The 20,686-nt window shown below is 51.8% G+C and carries 19 protein-coding genes; 9 read left to right on the forward strand and 10 right to left on the reverse strand.

Annotation, left to right across the window (positions count from 1 at the left end):
• Positions 1 to 125 precede the first annotated feature (125 nt).
• From carA to J9260_RS06865, 5 genes are read left to right on the forward strand one after another with little or no spacing between them, the layout of a single operon-like run.
• Entirely contained in the window at positions 126 to 1,265 is a 1,140-nt protein-coding gene (carA, locus tag J9260_RS06845; RefSeq protein ID WP_210220273.1) for a glutamine-hydrolyzing carbamoyl-phosphate synthase small subunit, read from the forward strand.
• Positions 1,258 to 4,488 (forward strand): carbamoyl-phosphate synthase large subunit, encoded by a 3,231-nt coding sequence (carB, locus tag J9260_RS06850; RefSeq protein ID WP_210220274.1) that lies wholly within the window; start codon positions 1,258 to 1,260, stop codon positions 4,486 to 4,488. Before carA ends, carB begins: the two co-directional genes overlap by 8 nt.
• Positions 4,489 to 4,492: 4 nt before the next feature.
• Positions 4,493 to 4,978, forward strand: coding sequence for a transcription elongation factor GreA (gene greA / locus J9260_RS06855; protein ID WP_210220275.1), 486 nt, complete (start codon positions 4,493 to 4,495; stop codon positions 4,976 to 4,978).
• Positions 4,978 to 5,583, forward strand: coding sequence for a histidine phosphatase family protein (locus tag J9260_RS06860; protein ID WP_210220276.1), 606 nt, complete (start codon positions 4,978 to 4,980; stop codon positions 5,581 to 5,583). The genes greA and J9260_RS06860 overlap by 1 nt, the downstream gene beginning before the upstream one ends.
• 17 nt (positions 5,584 to 5,600) lie before the next feature.
• Positions 5,601 to 6,329 (forward strand): adenosylcobinamide-GDP ribazoletransferase, encoded by a 729-nt coding sequence (locus tag J9260_RS06865; RefSeq protein WP_210220277.1) that lies wholly within the window; start codon positions 5,601 to 5,603, stop codon positions 6,327 to 6,329.
• Positions 6,330 to 6,457: 128 nt separating this feature from the next.
• Here J9260_RS06865 and J9260_RS06870 read toward each other — a convergent pair whose 3' ends face one another.
• Positions 6,458 to 8,095 (reverse strand): alpha-D-glucose phosphate-specific phosphoglucomutase, encoded by a 1,638-nt coding sequence (locus tag J9260_RS06870; RefSeq protein ID WP_210220278.1) that lies wholly within the window; start codon positions 8,093 to 8,095, stop codon positions 6,458 to 6,460.
• Between the two features lie 60 nt (positions 8,096 to 8,155).
• Here J9260_RS06870 and J9260_RS06875 point away from each other — a divergent pair, with 60 nt between their 5' ends.
• Complete coding sequence (locus J9260_RS06875) at positions 8,156 to 8,599, forward strand: DUF1249 domain-containing protein (protein WP_210220279.1); 444 nt, start codon at positions 8,156 to 8,158, stop codon at positions 8,597 to 8,599.
• A gap of 195 nt (positions 8,600 to 8,794) precedes the next feature.
• Entirely contained in the window at positions 8,795 to 9,286 is a 492-nt protein-coding gene (locus J9260_RS06880; RefSeq protein ID WP_210220280.1) for a Fe-S cluster assembly transcription factor, read from the forward strand.
• A 1-nt stretch (position 9,287) separates the two neighbouring features.
• On the opposite strand, the gene J9260_RS06885 is transcribed toward J9260_RS06880, so the two are convergent.
• From J9260_RS06885 to J9260_RS06905, 5 genes are all read right to left on the reverse strand, one after another.
• Entirely contained in the window at positions 9,288 to 10,040 is a 753-nt protein-coding gene (locus J9260_RS06885; RefSeq protein ID WP_210220281.1) for a metallophosphoesterase, read from the reverse strand.
• Positions 10,041 to 10,056: 16 nt separating this feature from the next.
• Complete coding sequence (locus J9260_RS06890; RefSeq protein ID WP_246499671.1) at positions 10,057 to 10,386, reverse strand: DUF423 domain-containing protein; 330 nt, start codon at positions 10,384 to 10,386, stop codon at positions 10,057 to 10,059.
• A gap of 144 nt (positions 10,387 to 10,530) precedes the next feature.
• Entirely contained in the window at positions 10,531 to 11,214 is a 684-nt protein-coding gene (locus tag J9260_RS06895; protein WP_210220283.1) for a class I SAM-dependent methyltransferase, read from the reverse strand.
• Positions 11,214 to 11,417, reverse strand: coding sequence for a SlyX family protein (locus J9260_RS06900; protein ID WP_210220284.1), 204 nt, complete (start codon positions 11,415 to 11,417; stop codon positions 11,214 to 11,216). Before J9260_RS06900 ends, J9260_RS06895 begins: the two co-directional genes overlap by 1 nt.
• A 6-nt stretch (positions 11,418 to 11,423) precedes the next feature.
• The gene (locus J9260_RS06905; RefSeq protein WP_210220285.1) at positions 11,424 to 12,644 is read right to left on the reverse strand and encodes an argininosuccinate synthase; all 1,221 of its coding nucleotides are present in this window, start codon (positions 12,642 to 12,644) and stop codon (positions 11,424 to 11,426) included.
• A gap of 149 nt (positions 12,645 to 12,793) precedes the next feature.
• Between J9260_RS06905 and J9260_RS06910 the strand changes: the two genes are divergently transcribed.
• Positions 12,794 to 13,636, forward strand: a complete 843-nt coding sequence (locus J9260_RS06910) for an ankyrin repeat domain-containing protein (RefSeq protein ID WP_210220286.1) — start codon at positions 12,794 to 12,796, stop codon at positions 13,634 to 13,636.
• On the opposite strand, the gene J9260_RS06915 is transcribed toward J9260_RS06910, so the two are convergent.
• The 3 genes from J9260_RS06915 to tal are packed head-to-tail and all read right to left on the reverse strand — an operon-like array spanning position 13,633 to position 17,955.
• Positions 13,633 to 14,481, reverse strand: a complete 849-nt coding sequence (locus tag J9260_RS06915) for a transglutaminase family protein (RefSeq protein ID WP_210220287.1) — start codon at positions 14,479 to 14,481, stop codon at positions 13,633 to 13,635. The genes J9260_RS06910 and J9260_RS06915 overlap by 4 nt on opposite strands.
• Positions 14,468 to 16,849: a phosphoketolase family protein gene (locus tag J9260_RS06920; RefSeq protein ID WP_210220288.1), complete on the reverse strand. Its 2,382-nt coding sequence runs from the start codon at positions 16,847 to 16,849 to the stop codon at positions 14,468 to 14,470. The genes J9260_RS06915 and J9260_RS06920 overlap by 14 nt, the downstream gene beginning before the upstream one ends.
• A 14-nt stretch (positions 16,850 to 16,863) precedes the next feature.
• Positions 16,864 to 17,955 carry a transaldolase gene (tal, locus tag J9260_RS06925; protein WP_210220289.1) on the reverse strand — a complete coding sequence of 364 codons (1,092 nt, stop codon included), beginning with the start codon at positions 17,953 to 17,955 and terminating at the stop codon, positions 16,864 to 16,866.
• 171 nt (positions 17,956 to 18,126) lie between these two features.
• Here tal and J9260_RS06930 point away from each other — a divergent pair, with 171 nt between their 5' ends.
• Positions 18,127 to 20,310 carry a patatin-like phospholipase family protein gene (locus tag J9260_RS06930; protein WP_246499673.1) on the forward strand — a complete coding sequence of 728 codons (2,184 nt, stop codon included), beginning with the start codon at positions 18,127 to 18,129 and terminating at the stop codon, positions 20,308 to 20,310.
• A gap of 8 nt (positions 20,311 to 20,318) precedes the next feature.
• Here the strand turns inward: J9260_RS06930 and J9260_RS06935 are convergent, their stop codons facing one another.
• Positions 20,319 to 20,684: a hypothetical protein gene (locus J9260_RS06935; protein WP_210220291.1), complete on the reverse strand. Its 366-nt coding sequence runs from the start codon at positions 20,682 to 20,684 to the stop codon at positions 20,319 to 20,321.
• Between the last annotated feature and the right edge of the window lie 2 nt (positions 20,685 to 20,686).

Consider the following 20,686-nt stretch of genomic DNA (forward strand, 5'->3'; position numbering starts at 1 on the left):
CACATCATGCGCAATCCTTGCGTAGACACTCTGTCAGGCAGCGCGTAAAATGCGCTTCTACTAAATTCTTTCGACGGGATGAGCCATGCCTCATCCCGTTTCGTATGTAGACTTCGGAGGTTCTTTTGAACAAGCAAGCACTGCTGGTGCTGGAAGACGGGAGTGTTTTCCACGGGCGTTCCATCGGCTGTGATGGCCAAACCACGGGTGAAGTGGTCTTTAATACCGCATTGACAGGCTATCAGGAAATCCTGACTGACCCGTCGTATTCACGCCAAATCGTTACCTTGACTTATCCCCACATTGGTAACGTCGGTGTCAATCAGGAAGATTGCGAGTCCACCCAAGTCCACGCGGCTGGCTTGATCGTGCGCGATGTGCCTGCGGTTTACAGTAGCTGGCGTGCGGAAGAATCCCTGCCTGACTATTTAGCCCGCAATAACGTTGTCGCGATTGCCGACATCGACACGCGCCGTTTAACGCGCATTTTGCGTGAAAAAGGTGCACAGCGTGGCTGCGTTATGGCGGGTGAAAACCTTTCTGTAGACGTAGCACTGGACGCAGCACGTTCCTTCCCCGGCTTAAAGGGCATGGATTTGGCGAAAGAAGTCACCGTCAAGTCTAGCTATGTGTGGACAGAAGGCAGTTGGCAGTTAAACCCCGCCACACCGCGCCCCTCTACCGCAACAACGGCTGAATTCAACATCGTCGCTTACGATTACGGCATCAAAACCAATATCCTGCGCATGTTGGTGGATCGTGGTTGCCACGTTACTGTCGTGCCTGCGCAAACCCCAGCGGCAGATGTACTGGCGATGAAACCAGACGGCGTATTCCTCTCCAACGGCCCCGGCGATCCAGAACCGTGCGATTACGCGATTACCGCCATTCGTGAAGTGCTGGAACAAAAAGTTCCAACGTTTGGTATTTGCTTAGGCCATCAATTGCTCGGTCTTGCCAGTGGTGCGAAAACCGTCAAGATGAAATTTGGACATCACGGCGCAAACCATCCAGTGCAAGATTTGGACAGCAAGCGCGTGATGATCAGCAGCCAGAACCACGGTTTTGCGGTTGATGAAACCACGCTGCCAGCCAACGTGCGTGCTACGCACCGCTCCCTGTTCGACGGCACATTGCAAGGTATTGAACGTACCGACTGCCCCGCGTTAAGTTTCCAAGGACACCCCGAAGCCAGCCCCGGCCCGCACGACGTAGCCCCTGTATTCGACCGTTTCATTGAGATGATGAGAGCTGCACATGCCTAAACGCACTGACATTAAAAGCATTCTGATTATTGGTGCAGGCCCGATCATTATCGGTCAGGCGTGCGAATTCGACTACTCCGGGGCGCAAGCGTGTAAGGCGCTGCGTGAGGAAGGCTACCGCGTCATTCTGGTCAATTCCAACCCCGCGACCATTATGACCGACCCGAACATGGCGGATGCGATTTACATCGAACCAATCCGCTGGGAAACCGTCGCCAAAATCATTGAAAAAGAACGCCCTGACGCGCTATTACCAACCATGGGTGGGCAAACTGCGCTCAATTGTGCGCTCGACCTTTCCCGCCACGGCGTGCTGGAAAAGTTCGGTGTGGACATGATCGGCGCGAACGAAGTTTCCATCGATATGGCCGAAGACCGCCAGAAATTCAAAGTAGCGATGGATGAAATCGGTCTGGAATCCGCCCGTTCCGGCGTAGCCCATTCGATGGACGAAGCCCGCGCCGTGCAAGCCACCCTCGGCTTCCCGGTAGTCATTCGTCCCTCGTTCACGATGGGCGGCAGTGGTGGTGGTATCGCCTACAACAAGCAGGAATTTGAAACCATCGTGGCGCGTGGCTTGGATATGTCGCCGACCACCGAAGTCTTGCTGGAAGAATCCCTGCTCGGTTGGAAAGAGTATGAAATGGAAGTCGTGCGTGACCGCAATGACAACTGCATTATCATCTGTTCCATCGAAAACCTTGACCCAATGGGCATCCACACGGGCGACTCGATTACGGTAGCGCCTGCGCAAACCTTGACCGACAAGGAATACCAATTGCTGCGGAATGCGTCGATTGCAGTTCTGCGCAAAATCGGTGTTGATACTGGCGGCTCTAACGTACAGTTCTCGGTTAACCCGAAAAACGGGCGCATTATCGTGATCGAAATGAACCCACGTGTGTCGCGCTCTTCCGCACTCGCTTCCAAAGCCACCGGCTTCCCGATTGCGAAAGTGGCGGCGAAATTGGCGGTTGGTTACACGCTGGATGAGTTGCGCAACGAGATTACCGGTGGGGCAACGCCTGCGTCATTCGAGCCGTCCATCGACTACGTTGTCACCAAAATCCCGCGTTTCACCTTCGAGAAATTCCCGCAAGCCGACTCGCGTTTGACCACGCAAATGAAGTCCGTGGGCGAAGTCATGGCAATGGGGCGCACCTTCCAAGAGTCGTTCCAGAAAGCCCTGCGTGGTTTGGAAACCGGTATCGACGGCTTGAGCGAACGTATTGATCCGCAAGACCCTGATGCAAAAGACACGCTGCGTCGTCAACTGACCGAAGCCAGTTCCGAACGTATTTTGTACGTCGCGGATGCGTTCCGATTGGGCTTGAGCATCGAAGAATTGTTCGCGCAAACCAGCATTGATCCCTGGTTCTTGGTGCAAATCAAAGAACTGGTTGATATGGAAAATGGTTTGAAAGACCGTTTGCTGAACAGCATTAGCGTTGACGAAATGCGGGCATTGAAACGTAAAGGTTTCTCCGACCGTCGTTTGGCTAAACTGTTGCACGAAACCGAAAAAACGGTACGGGTAGCACGTCACAAACTCAATGTGCGTCCGGTTTATAAGCGTGTGGATACCTGCGCGGCAGAATTTGCCACCAATACCGCGTACATGTATTCCACTTACGAAGAAGAGTGCGAATCCAATCCGACCGACCGTAAGAAAATCATGGTGTTGGGTGGTGGTCCTAACCGTATCGGACAAGGTATCGAATTTGACTACTGTTGCGTCCATGCCGCGTTGGCGTTGCGCGATGATGGCTTTGAAACCATCATGGTCAACTGCAACCCTGAAACTGTTTCCACCGATTACGACACCTCCGACCGTCTGTATTTCGAGCCGTTAACACTCGAAGACGTGATGGAAATCGTCGATTTGGAAAAGCCTTACGGTGTGATCGTGCAATACGGTGGACAAACCCCGCTGAAATTGGCACGTGATTTGGAAGCATTGGGTGCGCCAATCATCGGTACCTCGCCCGATTCCATCGACTTGGCGGAAGACCGCGAACGTTTCCAACAATTGATCCACAAACTCGGCTTGAAACAGCCGCCGAACCGCACCGCCAGAAGCATTGACGAAGCGGTACGCTTGGCAGACGAAATCGGCTACCCCTTGGTAGTGCGTCCGTCTTACGTGCTGGGTGGGCGGGCGATGGAAATCGTTTACCACGAAAACGAATTGCGCCGTTACATGACAACGGCGGTTTCTGTGTCCAACGATTCCCCGGTATTGCTCGACCGTTATCTGGATGACGCGATTGAAGTGGATGTGGATGCAATTTGCGACGGTGAAACCGTGCTGATCGGCGGCATTATGCAGCACATTGAACAAGCGGGTATCCACTCCGGTGACTCGGCGTGTTCCTTGCCGCCATACTCGTTGCGTGCGGACATCCAGGATCAATTGCGCGAGCAAATGGTACGCATGGGCAAAGCCCTCAACGTTATCGGCTTAATGAACGCACAATTTGCCATCAAAGGCGACGACGTATACGTGCTGGAAGTGAACCCGCGTGCCTCGCGTACTGTGCCATTCGTGTCCAAAGCGATTGGCCGTCCGCTGGCAAAAGTCGCGGCACGTTGCATGGCTGGTCAAAGCTTGGCAAGCCAGAACGCGTTGAACGAAATCATTCCATCCTACTACGCGGTGAAAGAAGCGGTATTCCCGTTCATCAAATTCCCCGGCGTTGACCCTATCCTTAGCCCGGAAATGAAATCCACGGGCGAAGTTATGGGCGTGGGCAGAACCTTTGCTGAAGCCTTCGGGAAAGCGCAATACGCAGCGGGTGAAGTTTACCCGACCTCTGGTGTGGCGTTCATCAGTGTGCGCGAAGCAGACCGTCGCCACTTGAAAGAAGTGGGCGGAATGTTGACTGCACAAGGCTTCAAGATCGTTGCTACCCGTGGTACGGCACGCGAATTGCAGAACGTCGGTGTTGCTTGCGAAATCGTTAATAAGATGCGTGAAGGTCGCCCCAATATCGTCGATATGATCAAGAACGAGGAAATCGACCTGATCGTGAACACGACCGAAGGCGAACAGTCGACCCGCGACTCGTTTGAGATTCGCCGTGAAGCCTTGCAGCACAAAATTACCTACACCACCACGATTGAAGGTGCGCGGGCATTGTGCAAAGCGATGGCCTACACTGACAGTGAGCAGGTTTATTGCTTGCAAGATTTACATCAGGAAATAACAGAACAAGGGGTTTGAAGCGATGAGTACTAGACCACCGCTAACATTGAAAGGTTCAGAGCGTTTGAAGGCTGAATTGCAGCGTTTGAAAACTGAAGACCGTCCGCAAATTATTCAGGCGATTGCTACAGCGCGGGAACACGGCGACTTGAAGGAAAACGCTGAATACCATGCAGCGCGTGAGCAGCAAAGTTTCTGTGAAGGGCGCATCAAGGAGCTGGAAAGTAACTTATCGATGGCGCAAATCATTGATGTTGCTATTGTTGGTGCAGCAAACCCCGGAAAAGTGGTGTTTGGCGCAACGGTTGAGCTGGAAGATGTCGAATCGGGTAACAGCATTACCTACCAAATCGTAGGTGATATTGAAGCGGACATTAAGCACAACCGTATTGCTATTTCTTCGCCGATTGCGCGAGCCATGATCGGTAAAGAAGAAGGAGATGTTGCGGTGGTACAAGCTCCAGGCGGTGTGCGTGAATACGAAATCGTTGCGGTTAGCTATCAGTAGTGCCAAATAACACAACTCACATTGGCCTGCTGCAACACGGTGAAGTAGAAGCAGGCGGTGTTTTTTGCGGTGAGCTGGAAACTCAACTCAGCACATCGGGCTGGAAACAACTTAAGCAGGCTTTTGGCAGTCAAAAACCTGCTTGGGATGCGGTGATAACATCGCCTAAAGCCCAATGCACCGCTTTCGCGCAGTGGTATGCAGCAAAACACAAGCTACCGTTGATAACCGATGAGCGTTTGCGCGAAATTCATTTAGGGGTTTGGGAAGGTTGCCAACCCAGTCAATTGATGCAAACCCAGCCAGAACAACTGGCACAATGGTGGGTTAACCCTGCGTTAGCCGCACCTGAAGGTGGTGAAGATTTTAGCGTTTTTCGGGAGCGTGTCCTGCAAGCATGGTCAGATCTTTGTTTGGAGTGGCGCGATCAGCGGGTTTTAGTGGTAACTCATGCTGGTGTGATTCGTTTGGTGGTGGCGCATGTTTTGCATATTCCTAACGAACGTTTACTCTCATTGAACGTGGAGTACGGTACATTGACCCGTTTACGGGTATTGCATGATCGTAGCGGGGAATGGGCAAGCCTATTGACGCACGGTTGTTGACATATAAGGGGCATTTTATGCTGAAAGCATTTTGGCGTTCGTTTCAGGTTGCTGTGGCGATGTTAACACGCTTGCCAGCACCGCCCATCGAAAGCTTTACGGCGGAAGAAAAAGGACGTGGGTTAATTTGGCTGCCCATTATCGGTGCATTAATGGGCGGGGTGTTAGCCGCTGCTGCGGTATGGGTTTTACCGGGCGTTGAGCCTATTTTAGCTTCGGTGATTTTACTAACGCTGTGGCTGTTCGTGAGTGAATTGCACCATTTGGATGCGCTGGCGCAATGCGTTAGTGGCTGGTTATTTGGTAAACCCGTTGATGCTCATGTTGATACAACACCCGCTAATCATTTGGGTGTGGTTGGTGTGGTCGCGCTGGTCATGATGATGAAGTTTTCCGCATTGGCTGTGTTGTTGGAATACGGGAACTGGATTTACATTTTATTAGCACCTGTGATTGCGCGTTTTTTAGTAATCGCTTTGATTGGTTTTACACCGGTTGCTCGCAATGAGTCGCTGGCTCACGAATTTCATATTGAATTCCCTTATGTTGCGTTGTTTTTGTGGCTACTTATGGCGGTTCCTGCGGCTTTAGTGGTCGGAATGCCGATGTTTGTGGTGTTTGTAGCGTTGTTGTTGTTGCGGTTTCGGATGATGCGTTATTCGGGTGGGGTCACTTGGTCGGCGATTGGGGCTAGTATTGTGTTGTTGGAGGCAGTGGGGTTGTTTGCGGCAGCGGTGTTGGCTTAACTTGGTGCAAGTGTTGGGAATGAGGGTAAGGTGTCTTAATTTTTAAGCGAAGTTTTGTCTGAGCGCAGCGAGTTTTCTTCGCTTAAAAATTAAGACACCTTACCCTCTGGTACTTGCTCAGCTCACTGTTAGGTGATTACGTCGGCGGCTTCGCGACCGGTGAAGGCTTGGATTTGAGCTACTTGTTCGGCGATCGTTAGCAAATCTGCTAGTGCTTCTTGTACGTCTTGATCGTGTTTATTGGTGTCGGCTTCGTACTTTTCTAAATAGACCCGTAAGGTTGCGCCTTGTGTGCCCGTGCCGGATAAACGGAAAATAATGCGCGAGCCATCGGTAAATAGAATGCGGATGCCTTGATTTTGGCTGACGGAACCATCAACTGGGTCGGTATAGGCAAAATTATCTGCGCTGCCCACGGTGAGTGCGCCGAAGGTTTGACCGGTTAGGCTGGGTAGTTTATCGAGTAAAGCGGCTATCAGTTCGTTCGCGGCTTTGAGGTCTATTTCTTCGTAATCGTGGCGTGAATAGTAATTGCGCCCGTATTCTGCCCAGTGTTTGCGCACAATGTTTTCGACAGAATCCTGTTTTTCCGCGAGTAAATTCAGCCAGAATAATACTGCCCACAAGCCGTCTTTTTCACGAACGTGGCTGGAACTGGTGCCGAAACTTTCTTCGCCACATAAGGTAATTCGTCCCGCATCAAGTAAGTTACCGAAGAATTTCCAGCCTGTCGGGGTTTCAAAATAGGGTAAACCTAATTTTATGGCAACGCGGTCAGGTGCTTGGCTGGTGGGCATGGAACGCGCAATCCCTGCAATACCGTTACGATAGCCGGGAATTAATGTCGCATTGGCTGCAAGCACTGCAAGGCTATCACTGGGTGTGACGAAAAATTGCTTGCCCAATATCATATTGCGGTCGCCGTCACCGTCGGATGCCGCACCAAAATCAAATTCACTTTTGCGTGCAAACAGTAATGCCATCAATTCTTTGGCGTGTGCTTGGTTAGGGTCGGGATGACCGCCACCAAAGTTGGCTAACGGCTGCCCGTGCATCACCGTGCCTTTGGGTGCGCCAAGGCGTTCTTCCAAAATGCGATGAGCGTAAGGGCCAGTGACGGCGTGCATTGCGTCAAAGCGCATTTTGAAGTGATCGGCTTGGAGTAGGGCGGCGATTTTATCGAAATCAAACAGGCTTTCCATCAAAGCCATGTAATCGGTTACGGAGTCGATGATTTCAATCGGCATTCCGTGTAATTCATAAGTGCCAAGTTTGTCCAAGGGAATGGGTTGAATCGGGGCAATTTGATAGGAGTGAATGCCTTTTGAAGCTTCGTAAATAGCTTCAGTGAGCTGTTCTGGCGCGGGGCCACCGTTACTAATATTGAATTTAATCCCAAAATCGCCTTCTGGCCCCCCCGCGTTATGGCTGGCAGAAAGGATAATGCCGCCGATGGCTTGGTATTGACGAATCAGGTGCGAGGCTGCGGGTGTTGAAAGTATGCCACTTTGCCCTAAAATAACCCGTCCAAAGCCCGCTGCGGCAGCCATGCGTAAGATGATTTGAATGGCTTCGCGGTTAAAGTAACGCCCGTCACCACCGAGTATTAAGGTGCTACCTTCGATACCTTGTACAGTATTGAAAATGGCTTGTACAAAAGTTTGCAGGTAATCAGGTTTCTTGAAGTGCTTCACACTTTTGCGTAATCCTGATGTGCCAGGCTTTTGGTCATTATAGGGCGTGGTCGTTACAGTTTGGATAGTCATAAGACACCTTCACAGGCTATTTTTGTTAGGATCAGATCAGTTTTCACGTATTATGGATTTATGTTAACCAAAGAACAACCCGCGTTATTCTCTCCGCGTCCAAAATCTTTTGCGGCATTAATGGAGATGTATGAAACCAATTACCTGCAATTGCGTTTGCTGTGCGGTGACTTGCGTATTTTGCCGCTAGAGTCACGTTCCTACATTGCTGGGGGAATCCCGGTGTTGTTGCAGGTGGTGGATAGTTCAACACACACCACCACCTTATTAATGACGTATTTGTTTGAAGATCAGCAACGCGATAGCCGCCCGGATATGTTGATTCGGGTTTATCATGATTCGCGGCAGGCAGAAGTGGTGAGTCACCGTTGCCGCTTGGTGGACGAGCCGATCAGGTATTGGGGGAAAGACTTAGACACGATGTTGCTGTGTCGTTGGCGCATGAACCGCTTTTTGTATAAGTGGACGAATTATTTACGCCGTCAGGGTCATGGTTTTCACTAGATACTGGCTGTGTTAGGCAGTTTGAAGCACTTGTTTATGATTATCTGTACAAGTTATACTGAAGAAATTGGGGTATTTTAATATTTTGTATAACTATCTGCAAAAATATTCTTGACTAGGCTAGTAGGTTTCTCTAATATACCTAGCATTCCACTCAGGAATTAATACACAGCTAGGCTGTCAAGGAGTATCCACATGAAGCTTTCTACAAAAGGCCGCTACGCAGTCACAGCCATGATGGATCTGGCGATTCACGACCATGAAGGGCCGGTGACGTTAGCGGACATTTCTCAATGCCAAGGTATTTCCCTGTCATACCTCGAACAGTTGTTTGCGCGGTTGCGTAAAGAAGGTTTGGTTGAAGGGGTACGCGGCCCCGGTGGTGGCTACCGTTTAGGTCGTCCATCCAGTCAAATCAGTATTGCTGAAATTATTAATGCAGTAGATGAGAATATTGACGTAACCCGTTGTTTAGGAAATAAAGATTGCCACGGTGGTGAGAAGTGCCTGACCCATCAATTGTGGGAAGATTTAAGCAGTCGCTTATACGAGTTTTTAGATAACCTGACATTGGCTAATTTCATTAACCGCCCGGAGATTCGTGAAGTGGCTTATCGTCAAGACACGATTGCCAGCCGTATCGCGACCATGTTTCCGCCGCGAGCTACGTTAAGCGCACGGATGTAACTTATTCAGCGGTGTTTGGAAGGTTGAGCGTGCGTGTATTCAGTTGATGCGTGCTCAGTTTAGGGTGTATTTGCAGCAATGTTAATGTGCCCAACTCTGCTTCTTCTTGTAACGCTGCGCCCGTATCAATGAAATGGACATTTCCCGCTTGTAGCACCTGTGGTGTAGGGGAATGTCCAAACACTACATGATCAATTCCTTGAATCGGACTTCCGCAGCCTAATGTGCGTATTCTGCGAAAGCGGTTGCGTGACCACAAAGCGTATTCTGTACACTCTGGGTTGCTTTGCATCTCTTGAACAAACTGCGTCCAACTCATTGTATTAGGTATGTCAGCATGAACAATACCTACACGCCCGATACCTGTGGCAACTTCAAACGCTATAGGTAATTCAACGACTGCTTGCCGAATCGTGTCGCGCTGTTGCTCCGATACGCTGTTCCACCAAGCTCCGCCATTGTAACTTGTCCAGCTTTTGTATAAGTTAGGGTCATCTGCTGAATCCAGTAACATCCTTTCATGATTACCCATAATGGAATAAAACCACGGGTAGTTGAGAAACTCGGTGACACGCGGCGATTCCGCGCCTCTGTCGATTAAATCGCCTACTGCAAATAGCCGGTCGGTTGCGGGTTGGAACGCAGCTTGCTTTAACAGATGTTCCAACGCGGTGAACGAGCCGTGAATATCCCCCACGACAAAATCTTTGCCTTGTTGATTTTTAGCGAAAAATTTAAACGGGGTATAGGGCATGTTTTGTCCGTAGCATTCAGTGCTTGAGCAGGTAGCGTAACAGGCACAACCAGCCGATGATAAAAGCCATTCCCCCAAACGGTGTGATCATGGCGATAGCAGTAATCCCGGTGATAGCGTAAACATACAAACTCCCTGAAAACAATAGCACGCCAATGCTGAAAGCGTAACCTGAGACGGCTAACCAGCGATTTTGCTGACGTTCCCAGAGTAAACCGACCGCGAGTAGGGCGGCGCAGTGGTAAAACTGGTATTCCACGCCGGTATGAAAGCGTTTTAGCATGTGCGCATCCAAGAGTTTTTCCAACCCGTGTGCGCCAAATGCACCTAAAATGACTGCAAGCATTCCCAGTAGGGCTGCAATTATAAGAAAATGGTTACTTCGCATTATTGAATCCTATTGAACATGAATACCCACGAAAAACGCCAAATATACCGCATCATTCTAAAAGTCATGGCATGGCTTGGCCTGCTGTTTTTGCTTTTGGTGTTATTGCGCAGTTGCTTTGCCTAAATAAATATCATAGCGCACGGCTTTGCCGCTGATGACAAATGCGGGTTTGCCGCCACCTAAGGTTGGTGCGTGACGCGGACGTTTGACCGTGACGCGGTGTTTGGCGTACTGGCAGGCAATTTCCAGCAAATCCTCATCATCATGATCATCGCCGACGACTTCGTGGAAAAAACGCATTTCTTTTTGTACCAATGCGGTTTTTTGCCGCTCTGGAAACATGGGATCAAGGTAAATCACATCGGCGGGTTCACGTGCGCAACAGTGTGCCAGTCCGGTGTGGGCATCGGCATGGTGTAACGCCATGCGTTGCGCGATGGTGCGCACGATTTCATCATCGCTGGCTTGAGCGCGTTGCAGGCCGTCTGCTAACAGCGCGTGGACAATGGGGGAACGCTCCAGCAACGTGACGCGACAACCCAAGGTGGCGAGTACGAACGATTCGCGCCCAAGCCCTGCGGTTGCATCAATAACGTGCGGATTTTTGAGTTTGTGTAAGCCAATCGCTTTTGCAATGTCTTGACCTTTGCCGCCACCGAATAAACGCCGGTGCTGGGCTTTGCCTTCGACAAAATCGACGTACACTGCACCCACTTTAGGGTCGTGGGTGTCGTGTAATTCTAGTCGTGCGGGGGTTTGCACTAACTGATAGCGTTCAGGCATCAATAATGGGGCGGCGGTGTTTCGTCAGCTTGGCTACCGACAGCCGACGGGGTGAGGGATTTAAGCTTGTCATTCAGGCGTTCGATTTCCAGCAAGGCAGTACGAATGTCTTGTTGTTGCAGGTAAATCTGGCGACTTAAGGCTTCAAGGGTTTGCTCCTGTTCCATGAACAGGAGTTCCAATTTTTCCAAGCGTGCTTCCATCAGGAATTAACGACCCTTGACCGCAGCAATCCGCATCCGCAGCGCATTCAGTTTGATGAAACCTTCTGCGTCTTTTTGGTTGTACGCGCCGCCGTCATCGTCAAACGTGGCAATGCGTGCGTCGAACAAGCTGTCGTCAGATTTACGACCGGCAACGGTTGCAGCACCTTTGTACAACTTCATGCGCACTGTGCCGTTGACGAAGGCTTGCGATGCGTCGATCATGGTTTGCATCATCTTGCGTTCAGGACTCCACCAGTAACCGTTGTAAACCAGCTCGGCATATTTCGGCATCAGGCTGTCTTTCAGGTGCGCCACTTCGCGGTCGAGAGTCAGGGATTCAATCGCACGGTGCGCAGGCAACAAAATCGTACCGCCGGGGGTTTCGTAGCAGCCACGTGATTTCATGCCGACGTAGCGGTTTTCCACTAAATCCAAACGACCGATACCGTTTGCACCACCCAATTTGTTCAACGTTTCGAGAATGGCAGATGCTGACATTTCTTGACCGTCTAACGCTACTGCATCACCGCCCTTGAAAGTGATTTCGACGTAGGTTGGCTTGTCGGGGGCAGTTTCAGGGGAAACGCTCCAACGCCACATGTCTTCTTCCGCTTCAAACCACGGATCTTCCAACGGGCCGCCTTCGTAAGAAATGTGCAGCAGGTTAGCATCCATCGAGTATGGAGATTTTTTGCCAGCCTTTTTGAAGTCGACGGGGATATTGTGCTTTTCAGCATACGCCATCAAATCAGCGCGGGAATTCATGTCCCATTCGCGCCAAGGAGCAATCACTTTTACGCCCGGTTTTAGCGCGTATGCACCGAGTTCAAAACGTACTTGGTCGTTGCCTTTGCCGGTTGCGCCGTGGGAAATCGCATCCGCGCCGGTTTCATTAGCGATTTCAATCAAACGTTTAGCGATCAGCGGACGGGCGATGGATGTGCCCAGCAGGTATTCGCCTTCATAAATGGTGTTGGCGCGGAACATTGGGAACACGTAGTCACGCACGAATTCTTCGCGCAGGTCTTCGATGAAGATTTCTTCCGGTTTAATGCCCATTGCCAAGGCTTTGGAGCGGGCTGGCTCGACTTCTTCGCCCTGACCAATATCGGCGGTAAAGGTGACAATTTCGCACCCGTAATTTTCTTGTAGCCACCGAACGATGATGGAGGTATCCAAGCCGCCGGAGTAGGCCAGCACGACTTTATTGACTGACTGTGCCATGTCTGTGTGTTCCCGTAGGTAAATCGAAACGGGGGATTATATGCCTGTTGTCTGGTCAAATAAATGCGTTATCGGTAAAACCAATCGCCTTGCAACCTTTTCACAGCAAACTGTTCTATAAAGTCAGGCAGTTATCAAGGAGTGAAACGATGTTACGCGGATGGATTGTTATTTTGTGGCTAAGTGGCTGGCTGTCTCCGGCTCTCGCGAGTATTTATGACCCTGAGCCCAGTTTTTGTGATGCTTACGCAACCAAGGCAGTGAGCCAACATAATACGGCGGGTGCTGCGCATTGTGACGTGTCTGGGTTGCGCTGGAGCAGTGACCTTGACGGGCAAAAACGCTGGTGCGAAACCGTCAGCGAGGCGGTTGCTCAGGCCGAAACCCAAGCCCGTGCGCAAGCCTTATTGGCGTGCTTCGGTGGCAATGTGTCGTTGAATGACGCAGATTTAGCATTGACTCCGAATACGTTGGGGGAGTCCATGATCGGAGCGGTGCGCGAAGGCGGGTTAAAACGGGTCAAGCAATTGCTGGCTGCGGGAGCAGATCTGAGCTTCGAGGGAATGCAGGGCAATGATGGGAAAATATTGTTTGTCGCAATGGGGCGTGAGGACATGGCGATGATCAAGTTTTTCATCGGGCTGGGTTTAGACCCGAACGGTACATTTAACGGCGGTTTTAGTCCGATTGGGATGATTACCGATAATCACGAATTGTTGGAATACATCCTGAGTAACGGCGGTGATGCTAATAATACCGGCGAGCTTTACGATTTTCTGCAATTACCCATCATTTCGGCGATTCTTAGTAAAGATGTGAAAGCGGTGCAAATTCTCATCAAGCATGGTGCACGGGTGCAGGTGGATGAAATGATGGACGAATGCCAGAACAATACGCTACTCGATTACGCTATCAAGCACGGCACACCTGCGATTGTGGCGGCATTGCGTAAGGCTGGAGCGCAAACTTACGCAGAGTGCCAGCCACGTTAAGCTGGTAACGCTGTTACCCAAACGCCCACGGTAAGTGTTGCCCCCGGTGGTCCGACGAATGCGCCTGCCACGGGAGGCACGGATTCGGGCAAGCGGGCGACGGCTACGGCGATGTGGTCGGTGCCGACGATTGCGCCGATGGTGGGGTCAAAACCTTTCCAGCCTGCACCGGGGAGAAAGACTTCTGCCCACGCATGGGTTGAGCCTAAGTCGGTCGGGGCAAGTTGGGTGTGCAAATAGCCGCTGACAAAACGCGCGGCAAAACCCAAGCTGCGGGCAGCTTCCATGAACAGATACGCCGAGTCACGGCATGAGCCTGTGCCACGGGTGAGCGTTTCGGTGGTGGATTGCACCCCCGGTTCCTCGCGCAATTGATACACCAAGGTTTGCTGGATGCGGATGGCAAGGCGTTGCAACAAGCTGTAGGTTTGAATCTTTTCGCCCGGTTGCCAGACGCTGGCTACCCATTGGCGCAACTGACCGTTGCTCACGGTATTCATGTAGGGCGCGAGTACCACTTTGTCTTCCGGCTTGTAGGCGAAAGGGTAGTGTGTCGCGTAATCTTCCACCAAAAAATCAAGCGGCGACTGGTTGTATTGCTGGATGATGATTTGGCTTTCGATCGCAAGCTGCTGGGTCGGCGTGGTGAAGGTGGCGATAGCGACGGAATTGTCTTCCACGTCACGATGCCAGCGCAGGGACGCGGCGGGCGTGATGTCGAGGGTGGAGGATTCGATGTGCAATTCATAGCCTTCGCGGGGGCGCAGGCGCAAGGTGTGCGGTTCAAGGCGCACCGTGGCGGGGAAGTTGTAGTAGGTGCGATGTAGGATTTTATAGCGTTGCATCAGCCGTTATACCCCACATCCAATCGCGAATTTCTGGCATATCTTGTCCGTATTTGCCGATGTATTGTTTGTGTTCAATCAACTTGTCCTTGAGTTGCTGCTTCAGGTAACTCCCCTTATCCCCTGTTTGCGGCAAACGGTCAATGGCATCCATCACCAAATGGAAGCGGTCGAGATCGTTCATCACCGTCATGTCAAATGGCGTGCTGATCGTGCCTTCTTCCTTGTAGCCGCGCACATGGAAATTGTCGTGGTTGGTGCGGCGGTACGTCAGCCGATGGATCAGCCACGGGTAGGCATGAAAAGCGAAAATCACCGGCTTATCCTTGGTGAAAATTGTGTCGAAATCGGCATCGCTCAAGCCGTGCGGATGTTCGCTTTGCGGTTGCAGTTTCATCAAATCGACGACATTGACCACGCGGATTTTTAGGTCGGGTAAGTGTTCGCGCAAGATTGATACCGCCGCCAGCGTTTCCAGCGTTGGTACATCGCCACAGCACGCCATCACCACATCAGTTTCTGCGTCTTGGTCGTTACTTGCCCATTGCCAGATGCTGATACCTTGGGTGCAATGCTTGACAGCGGCATCCATCGACAACCATTGCGGGGCAGGGTGTTTGCCCGCAATCACCACGTTGACGTAGTGGCGGCTGCGTAGGCAATGATCCATTACCGACAGCAAGCAATTGGCATCCGGCGGAAAATACACCCGCACGACTTCGGCTTTCTTGTTCACCACATGGTCGATGAAACCGGGGTCTTGGTGGGTAAAACCGTTGGCAGTTTGCCGCCAGACGTGCGAAGTCAGCAGGTAATTCAACGAGGCAATCTTGCGCCGCCAGGGTAGATGTGCGGTGACTTTCAGCCACTTGGCGTGTTGGTTGAACATCGAATCAATGATGTGGATGAAGGCTTCGTAGCAATTGAACAGCCCATGCCGCCCGGTCAGCAAATAGCCTTCCAGCCAGCCTTCGCACTGGTGTTCGCTGAGCATTGAGTCTAGTACCCGTCCGCTAGGGGCGAGAAATTCGTCATTTGCTACAGTTGCAGCATCCCATTGACGTTGGGTCACTTCAAACAGGGCTTCGAGGCCGTTGGACAGTATTTCATCGGGGGCGAAGATGCGGAAATTGCGCTGCTCACCGTTCAGCGTTGCCACATCGCGCAAAAAACGTCCCAGTACGCGGGTATCGCCAATACCGCTTACACCCGGCGTGGGTACGTCTACCGCGTAATCTTGGAAATCCGGCATCCGCAAATCGCGCAGCAACATGCCGCCATTGGCGTGGGGATTTGCACCCATGCGTCGCTCGCCTGTGGGGGCAAGTTCCGCGAGTTCCGGCTGCAAACGCCCGTGTTTATCGAAAAGCTCTTCTGGGCGGTAGCTGTTGAGCCAGTCTTCCAGCAATTGGAGGTGTTCGGGGTGCGCCACTGGGTTGGAAAGTGGGACTTGATGCGCTCGGAATGTGCCTTCGATTTGCACGCCATCAACCACTTTTGGCCCTGTCCAGCCTTTGGGGGATACCAGCACAATCATCGGCCAGCGTGGACGGGTCAAATCGCCGTGGACACGTGCCGCTTGCTGGATGTCTTGAATTTGCGCCATCACTGTGTCGAGCGTTGCCGCCATTGCGGCGTGCATCAACGCTGGTTCGTGACCTTCCACGAAATAGGGTGTCCAGCCGTAGCCGCGCAATAACTGTTCCAGTTCCTCGCGGCTGATGCGGGCAAGCACGGTTGGGTTGGCAATCTTGTAGCCGTTGAGGTGCAGGATTGGCAACACCACGCCATCCGTCACCGGATCAAGGAATTTGTTGGAATGCCACGACGTTGCCAGCGGCCCGGTTTCCGCTTCACCATCGCCGATCACGCAAGCTACCACTAGATCGGGATTGTCGAATACCGCGCCGAACGCATGGCTCAACGAATAGCCCAGTTCGCCGCCTTCGTGGATCGAACCGGGGCATTCTGGCGACGCATGACTGGGGATGCCGCCGGGAAACGAAAATTGCAGGAACAGCTTTTGCAGCCCTGCCTCATCCTGACTGATGTCGGGGTAGATTTCGCTGTACGTGCCTTCGAGGTAGGTGTTGCTTACTACCGCAGGCCCGCCGTGTCCGGGGCCGGAAATGTAGAGCATGTTGAGGTCGTATTGTTTGATAATGCGGTTTAGGTGTACGTAGATGAAGTTTTGTCCGGGCGTTGTGCCCCAATGCCCTAGCAGGGTGTGCTTTACATCCGTCAGTTCCAATGGGCGTTTTAGCAAGGGGTTGTCGAACAGGTAAATCTGTCCGACGGAGAGGTAGTTAGCGGCACGCCAGTAGGCATCCATCCGACCTAGCAGTTCGGGGGAGAGTGTGGTAGTCATGGTGTAAAGATTCCTTATTCGGCGGTGCGTTGTGCCAAAATGGTGAGCAGCTTGTCGAATGGCTTGTTGAATTTTGTTACACCTTCGTCTTCAAGCTGTTGGGTGAGTTGGTCGAGGTTGATGCCCAGCGCGGGCAGTTGTGCCAATACTTGGCGGGCTTCTGCGATACCTTGTTCGAGCCGCGCTTGCGGTTCGCCGTGGTCGCGGTAGGCGTTCAGGGTTTCTAGCGGCAAGGTGTTGACGGTATCTGCGCCGATCAGGGCTTCGACGTATTTCACATCACTGAACGCTGGATTTTTGCTGCTGGTACTTGCCCATAACAGCCGTTGGACGGTTGCGCCTTGCGCTTCCAAGGCTTCAAAGCGTTCACCATTGAAGATTTCTTGGTAGATTTGGTAGGCGATTTTCGCGCTGGCAATCGCGACTTGCCCGCGTAATGCTTGTGCCGCTGGGGTTTCTAACAGCGGGTCTAGCAGCGCATCAATGCGGCTAACAAAGAAACTAGCGACGGAGGCGACTTGCTGCACGGGTTCACCTTGCGCGAGGCGGGCTTCAATGCCAGCTATGTAAGCCTCTGCTACCTGCCGATAGCGCGGCAAGCCAAACAGCAGGGTGACGTTGACGTTAATGCCTTCGCTGATGAGTTGCTGGATGGCGGGCAAGCCTGCGGTAGTCGCGGGGATTTTGATGAACACATTCGGGCGGTTCAAGGCTGCCCACAAGCGGCGTGCTTCCTGCAATGTGCCGTCGGTATTGTGTGCGAGGTGCGGATTGATTTCCAAACTAACGTAACCATCTTTGCCGTTGGTGCGGTCGTAAAGTGGGCGGAAGGCATCGGCGGCACTTTGCACGTCTTGCTGACTGAGGGTTTCGTAGATGGCTTCGGCATTGTTGCCTTGCTGTGCCAGCTCGCGAATGGCTGTGTCGTAAGCGTGGCTGTCGGTGATGGCTTTCTCGAAAATGGCGGGATTGGAGGTGATGCCGCGCAAGTCATCGTTCTCAATCAAACGTTGCAGCTCGCCGCTGCTGATCAAGTCACGCCTGATGTAATCCAGCCAGATGGACTGACCAAAGGTTGCCAGTCGTTGCAGGGGATTATGTTTCATGATTTTATTTCCTTGGTGTCGCCACCGTGCATTAGCAGGGCTGCGTCTGTTTTCATTAGGCTCTCTATTGCTTGGGATAGCAAGTCATTGAATTTTTTGAAGAGGCATGAGCAGCAGGTAATTGGGTGAATAGTTGGATTGAGGCTTATACTCATAAAGATGAAACTTATATTGACTGTTTTTTCGCTGCTCCTGTGTTTTTTATTACCCACGAGTGAAGCTCTCGCCCGCCCGAAAATTGGTCTGGTGTTGGGCGGCGGCGGTGCTGCCGGAATCGCCCATGTGGGGGTTTTGAAAGTGCTGGAGGCCAACCACATTCCGGTTGATGTGATTGCAGGTAACAGCATGGGCGCGGTGGTTGGTAGCCTGTATGCTTCTGGCATGAGTGTTGCTGAAATTGAACAGGTTTCCAAAACATTGGATTGGGGCAAGCTGTTCAGTGATGACACTTCGCATCAACTCAAGTCTTACCAGCAAAAACAGCAAAATGCAGACTTTTTCACGGTGTTTGAATCCGGGGTATCCAAGCGCGGTATCAAGTTATCCAGCGGTTTGATTGACGGGCAAAAACTGATCTTTGAACTGCGTCGCTTGCTGGCTCCGGTGGCGCAAATCAGCAATTTTGACCGTTTACCGATTCCGTTCCGTGCAGTTGCCACCGACATCCATACGGGTGACGCGGTGGTGCTGAAACAGGGGAATTTGGCGAGTGCAGTGCGTGCCAGCATGTCGATTCCGGGCTTGTTTGCGCCTGTCACCCTTGATAACCGTTTGCTGGTGGATGGTTTGGTGTCGAATAATCTCCCTGTCGATATTGCCCGCCAGATGGGTGCTGACATTCTCATCGTATCGAATATACCACCGGACAATTCCCGCAAACTGGATACAGCGTTAGACATTAGCTTGCAGTCGATGGATTTGTTGGTGCGTAAAACCAGCGAAGCGCAATTGGCAAGCCTGACCCCGCAAGACATCCTGATCCAGCCGCCCGTTGGTGAAGTTGGCAGGCTTGATTTCACGCGGGTGGCTGAAACGGTGGCACTCGGTGAAAAAGGTGCGCGTACCCAATTGGTTGCATTGCAACGTCTGGCGGGTAGTTTGAGTAGTGATGCCAACCAGTTTGCAACGCCAGCCCACCCAATAGATGAGGTGGTCAAAGTTGCCAGTGTGCAAATCGAAAACGACTCGTCACTGCGCGAAAGCATTTTACGCAAGGCTCTCAATATCAAACCTGGCGATGTTTTGGATAACCAGCGGTTGCAGGACGGTCTGAACCGTGTCTACACCTTGGGGTATTTCAGCTTGGTGGATTACAAGCTGACTCAACTTCCATCCGGGGATTATGGCTTGAAAGTCATCGCGAAAAAGGCCACCGAAGGTGAACATCGGGTAAGCGTAGGATTTTCGCTGGGCGATGATTTTAATGGCGATACCCGCTATCAGGCTGGGGTGAAATATGTCCAGAAAGGCTTGACGGATTCGGGTACTGAATTGCGTGCCCAAGCGGTGATCGGGCGACGTTTGTTAGCTGAGGCGGAAATCTATCATCCGTTAGGGATTGACGGTACGTTTGTTGCCCCGCGTGCATGGTATCAAGAGGGTGATGCCAATAGTTTGGATAATGCCCAGCAGGTTGCCAAAATACGGGCGCGGGAAGCGCGGGTGCAGGTGGATATTGGGCATCCGGTCGGCAATTCCGGCGAAATCAGGGCGGGGGTATTTCATCAAAAGACCAAGCCACTGCCCAAAGATGGCACACCTATTGTGGCGGATAAAACATTGACAGAAGCTGGGGTCAAACTCCAATACCAAGCTGACACGCTCGATTCGATTAACTTCCCGACCAAGGGTGGTCAGTTGACTGCTGCTTATACCCGTGGCGTTACCGCGATGGGCAGTGACAACGATTTTAACCGCATTGAATTGGAAGCCGACCGGGTTTGGAGTGTGCATGACAAGCACCGCTTTATCGCCAGTGGGCGGGCAGTGGCAACGGCTAATAATGGGGCGGCGGTATTGGATAGCGGCAATAACTTAGAAACCCATGCCCTGCAAACCGGGCATTTGGTGTTTTCTGATAATGCCCCGTTGATTGGCAATGAAACCGTAGCAGGTTCTGTCACCTATATGCGCCAAGTTGCTGAAATTCCAGAAATAGCCAAAGTGCATGTAGGGGCTTCAGTGGGTGTCAGTCAAGCCTGGCAGCAGCGTGATGCGGTCGATTTGGGTGGCTTGCGGAATTCGGGTACGGTTTTTGTCGGTGGCGAAACGCCCATTGGTCCTGCGTTTGTCGGGGTGCGCAAGACGCAAGGGGCTGACCATCAGGCGTATTTCATCTTAGGGCGGGATTTCTGAAGTTTAGATCAGAAAGCTGTGCCAAAGCCCTTGTCGATGTCCATTTCCAGTTGGGGAAAACCCGCTAAGGCATGGATGGTACGGATCACGCCTTGTCCTGTCGGAAACAGTTCTTCCAGATATTTTCCGCCACCTTTATGGGCAAATGCCTGATCCAGAAAACGCACGTCACAGTGGACATCTTGGCACTGGTCATTTTCAGTATTTTCCTGATAATGCCTGAATAGGGTGTCTACTACTTCAAGCAGTTCCGCGCTGGGTTTCACGTTCAGGGATGCGGCATTCTGTTGCACCCGTTGGTGAATTTCGGTTAGTGATACCCCTTCAATCGAGTGGTACAGCAGCCTTTCATTTTTTGGCCCAAAATTTGACATAA

This window comes from Thiothrix unzii (assembly GCF_017901175.1).
GTDB lineage: Bacteria > Pseudomonadota > Gammaproteobacteria > Thiotrichales > Thiotrichaceae > Thiothrix > Thiothrix unzii.

Coding starts and splice junctions, on each gene's coding strand:
- J9260_RS06895 (WP_210220283.1), bottom strand. CDS start 11,214: ATGCCTGAACGCTATCAGTTAGTGCAAACCCCCGCACGACTAGAATTA.
- carB (WP_210220274.1), top strand. CDS start 1,258: ATGCCTAAACGCACTGACATTAAAAGCATTCTGATTATTGGTGCAGGC.
- J9260_RS06905 (WP_210220285.1), bottom strand. CDS start 12,644: ATGGCACAGTCAGTCAATAAAGTCGTGCTGGCCTACTCCGGCGGCTTG.
- J9260_RS06875 (WP_210220279.1), top strand. CDS start 8,156: ATGTTAACCAAAGAACAACCCGCGTTATTCTCTCCGCGTCCAAAATCT.
- J9260_RS06880 (WP_210220280.1), top strand. CDS start 8,795: ATGAAGCTTTCTACAAAAGGCCGCTACGCAGTCACAGCCATGATGGAT.
- J9260_RS06885 (WP_210220281.1), bottom strand. CDS start 10,040: ATGCCCTATACCCCGTTTAAATTTTTCGCTAAAAATCAACAAGGCAAA.
- J9260_RS06920 (WP_210220288.1), bottom strand. CDS start 16,849: ATGACTACCACACTCTCCCCCGAACTGCTAGGTCGGATGGATGCCTAC.
- J9260_RS06915 (WP_210220287.1), bottom strand. CDS start 14,481: ATGCAACGCTATAAAATCCTACATCGCACCTACTACAACTTCCCCGCC.
- J9260_RS06935 (WP_210220291.1), bottom strand. CDS start 20,684: ATGTCAAATTTTGGGCCAAAAAATGAAAGGCTGCTGTACCACTCGATT.
- tal (WP_210220289.1), bottom strand. CDS start 17,955: ATGAAACATAATCCCCTGCAACGACTGGCAACCTTTGGTCAGTCCATC.
- J9260_RS06900 (WP_210220284.1), bottom strand. CDS start 11,417: ATGGAAGCACGCTTGGAAAAATTGGAACTCCTGTTCATGGAACAGGAG.
- J9260_RS06870 (WP_210220278.1), bottom strand. CDS start 8,095: ATGACTATCCAAACTGTAACGACCACGCCCTATAATGACCAAAAGCCT.
- J9260_RS06910 (WP_210220286.1), top strand. CDS start 12,794: ATGTTACGCGGATGGATTGTTATTTTGTGGCTAAGTGGCTGGCTGTCT.
- J9260_RS06865 (WP_210220277.1), top strand. CDS start 5,601: ATGCTGAAAGCATTTTGGCGTTCGTTTCAGGTTGCTGTGGCGATGTTA.
- J9260_RS06890 (WP_246499671.1), bottom strand. CDS start 10,386: ATGCTTGCAGTCATTTTAGGTGCATTTGGCGCACACGGGTTGGAAAAA.
- greA (WP_210220275.1), top strand. CDS start 4,493: ATGAGTACTAGACCACCGCTAACATTGAAAGGTTCAGAGCGTTTGAAG.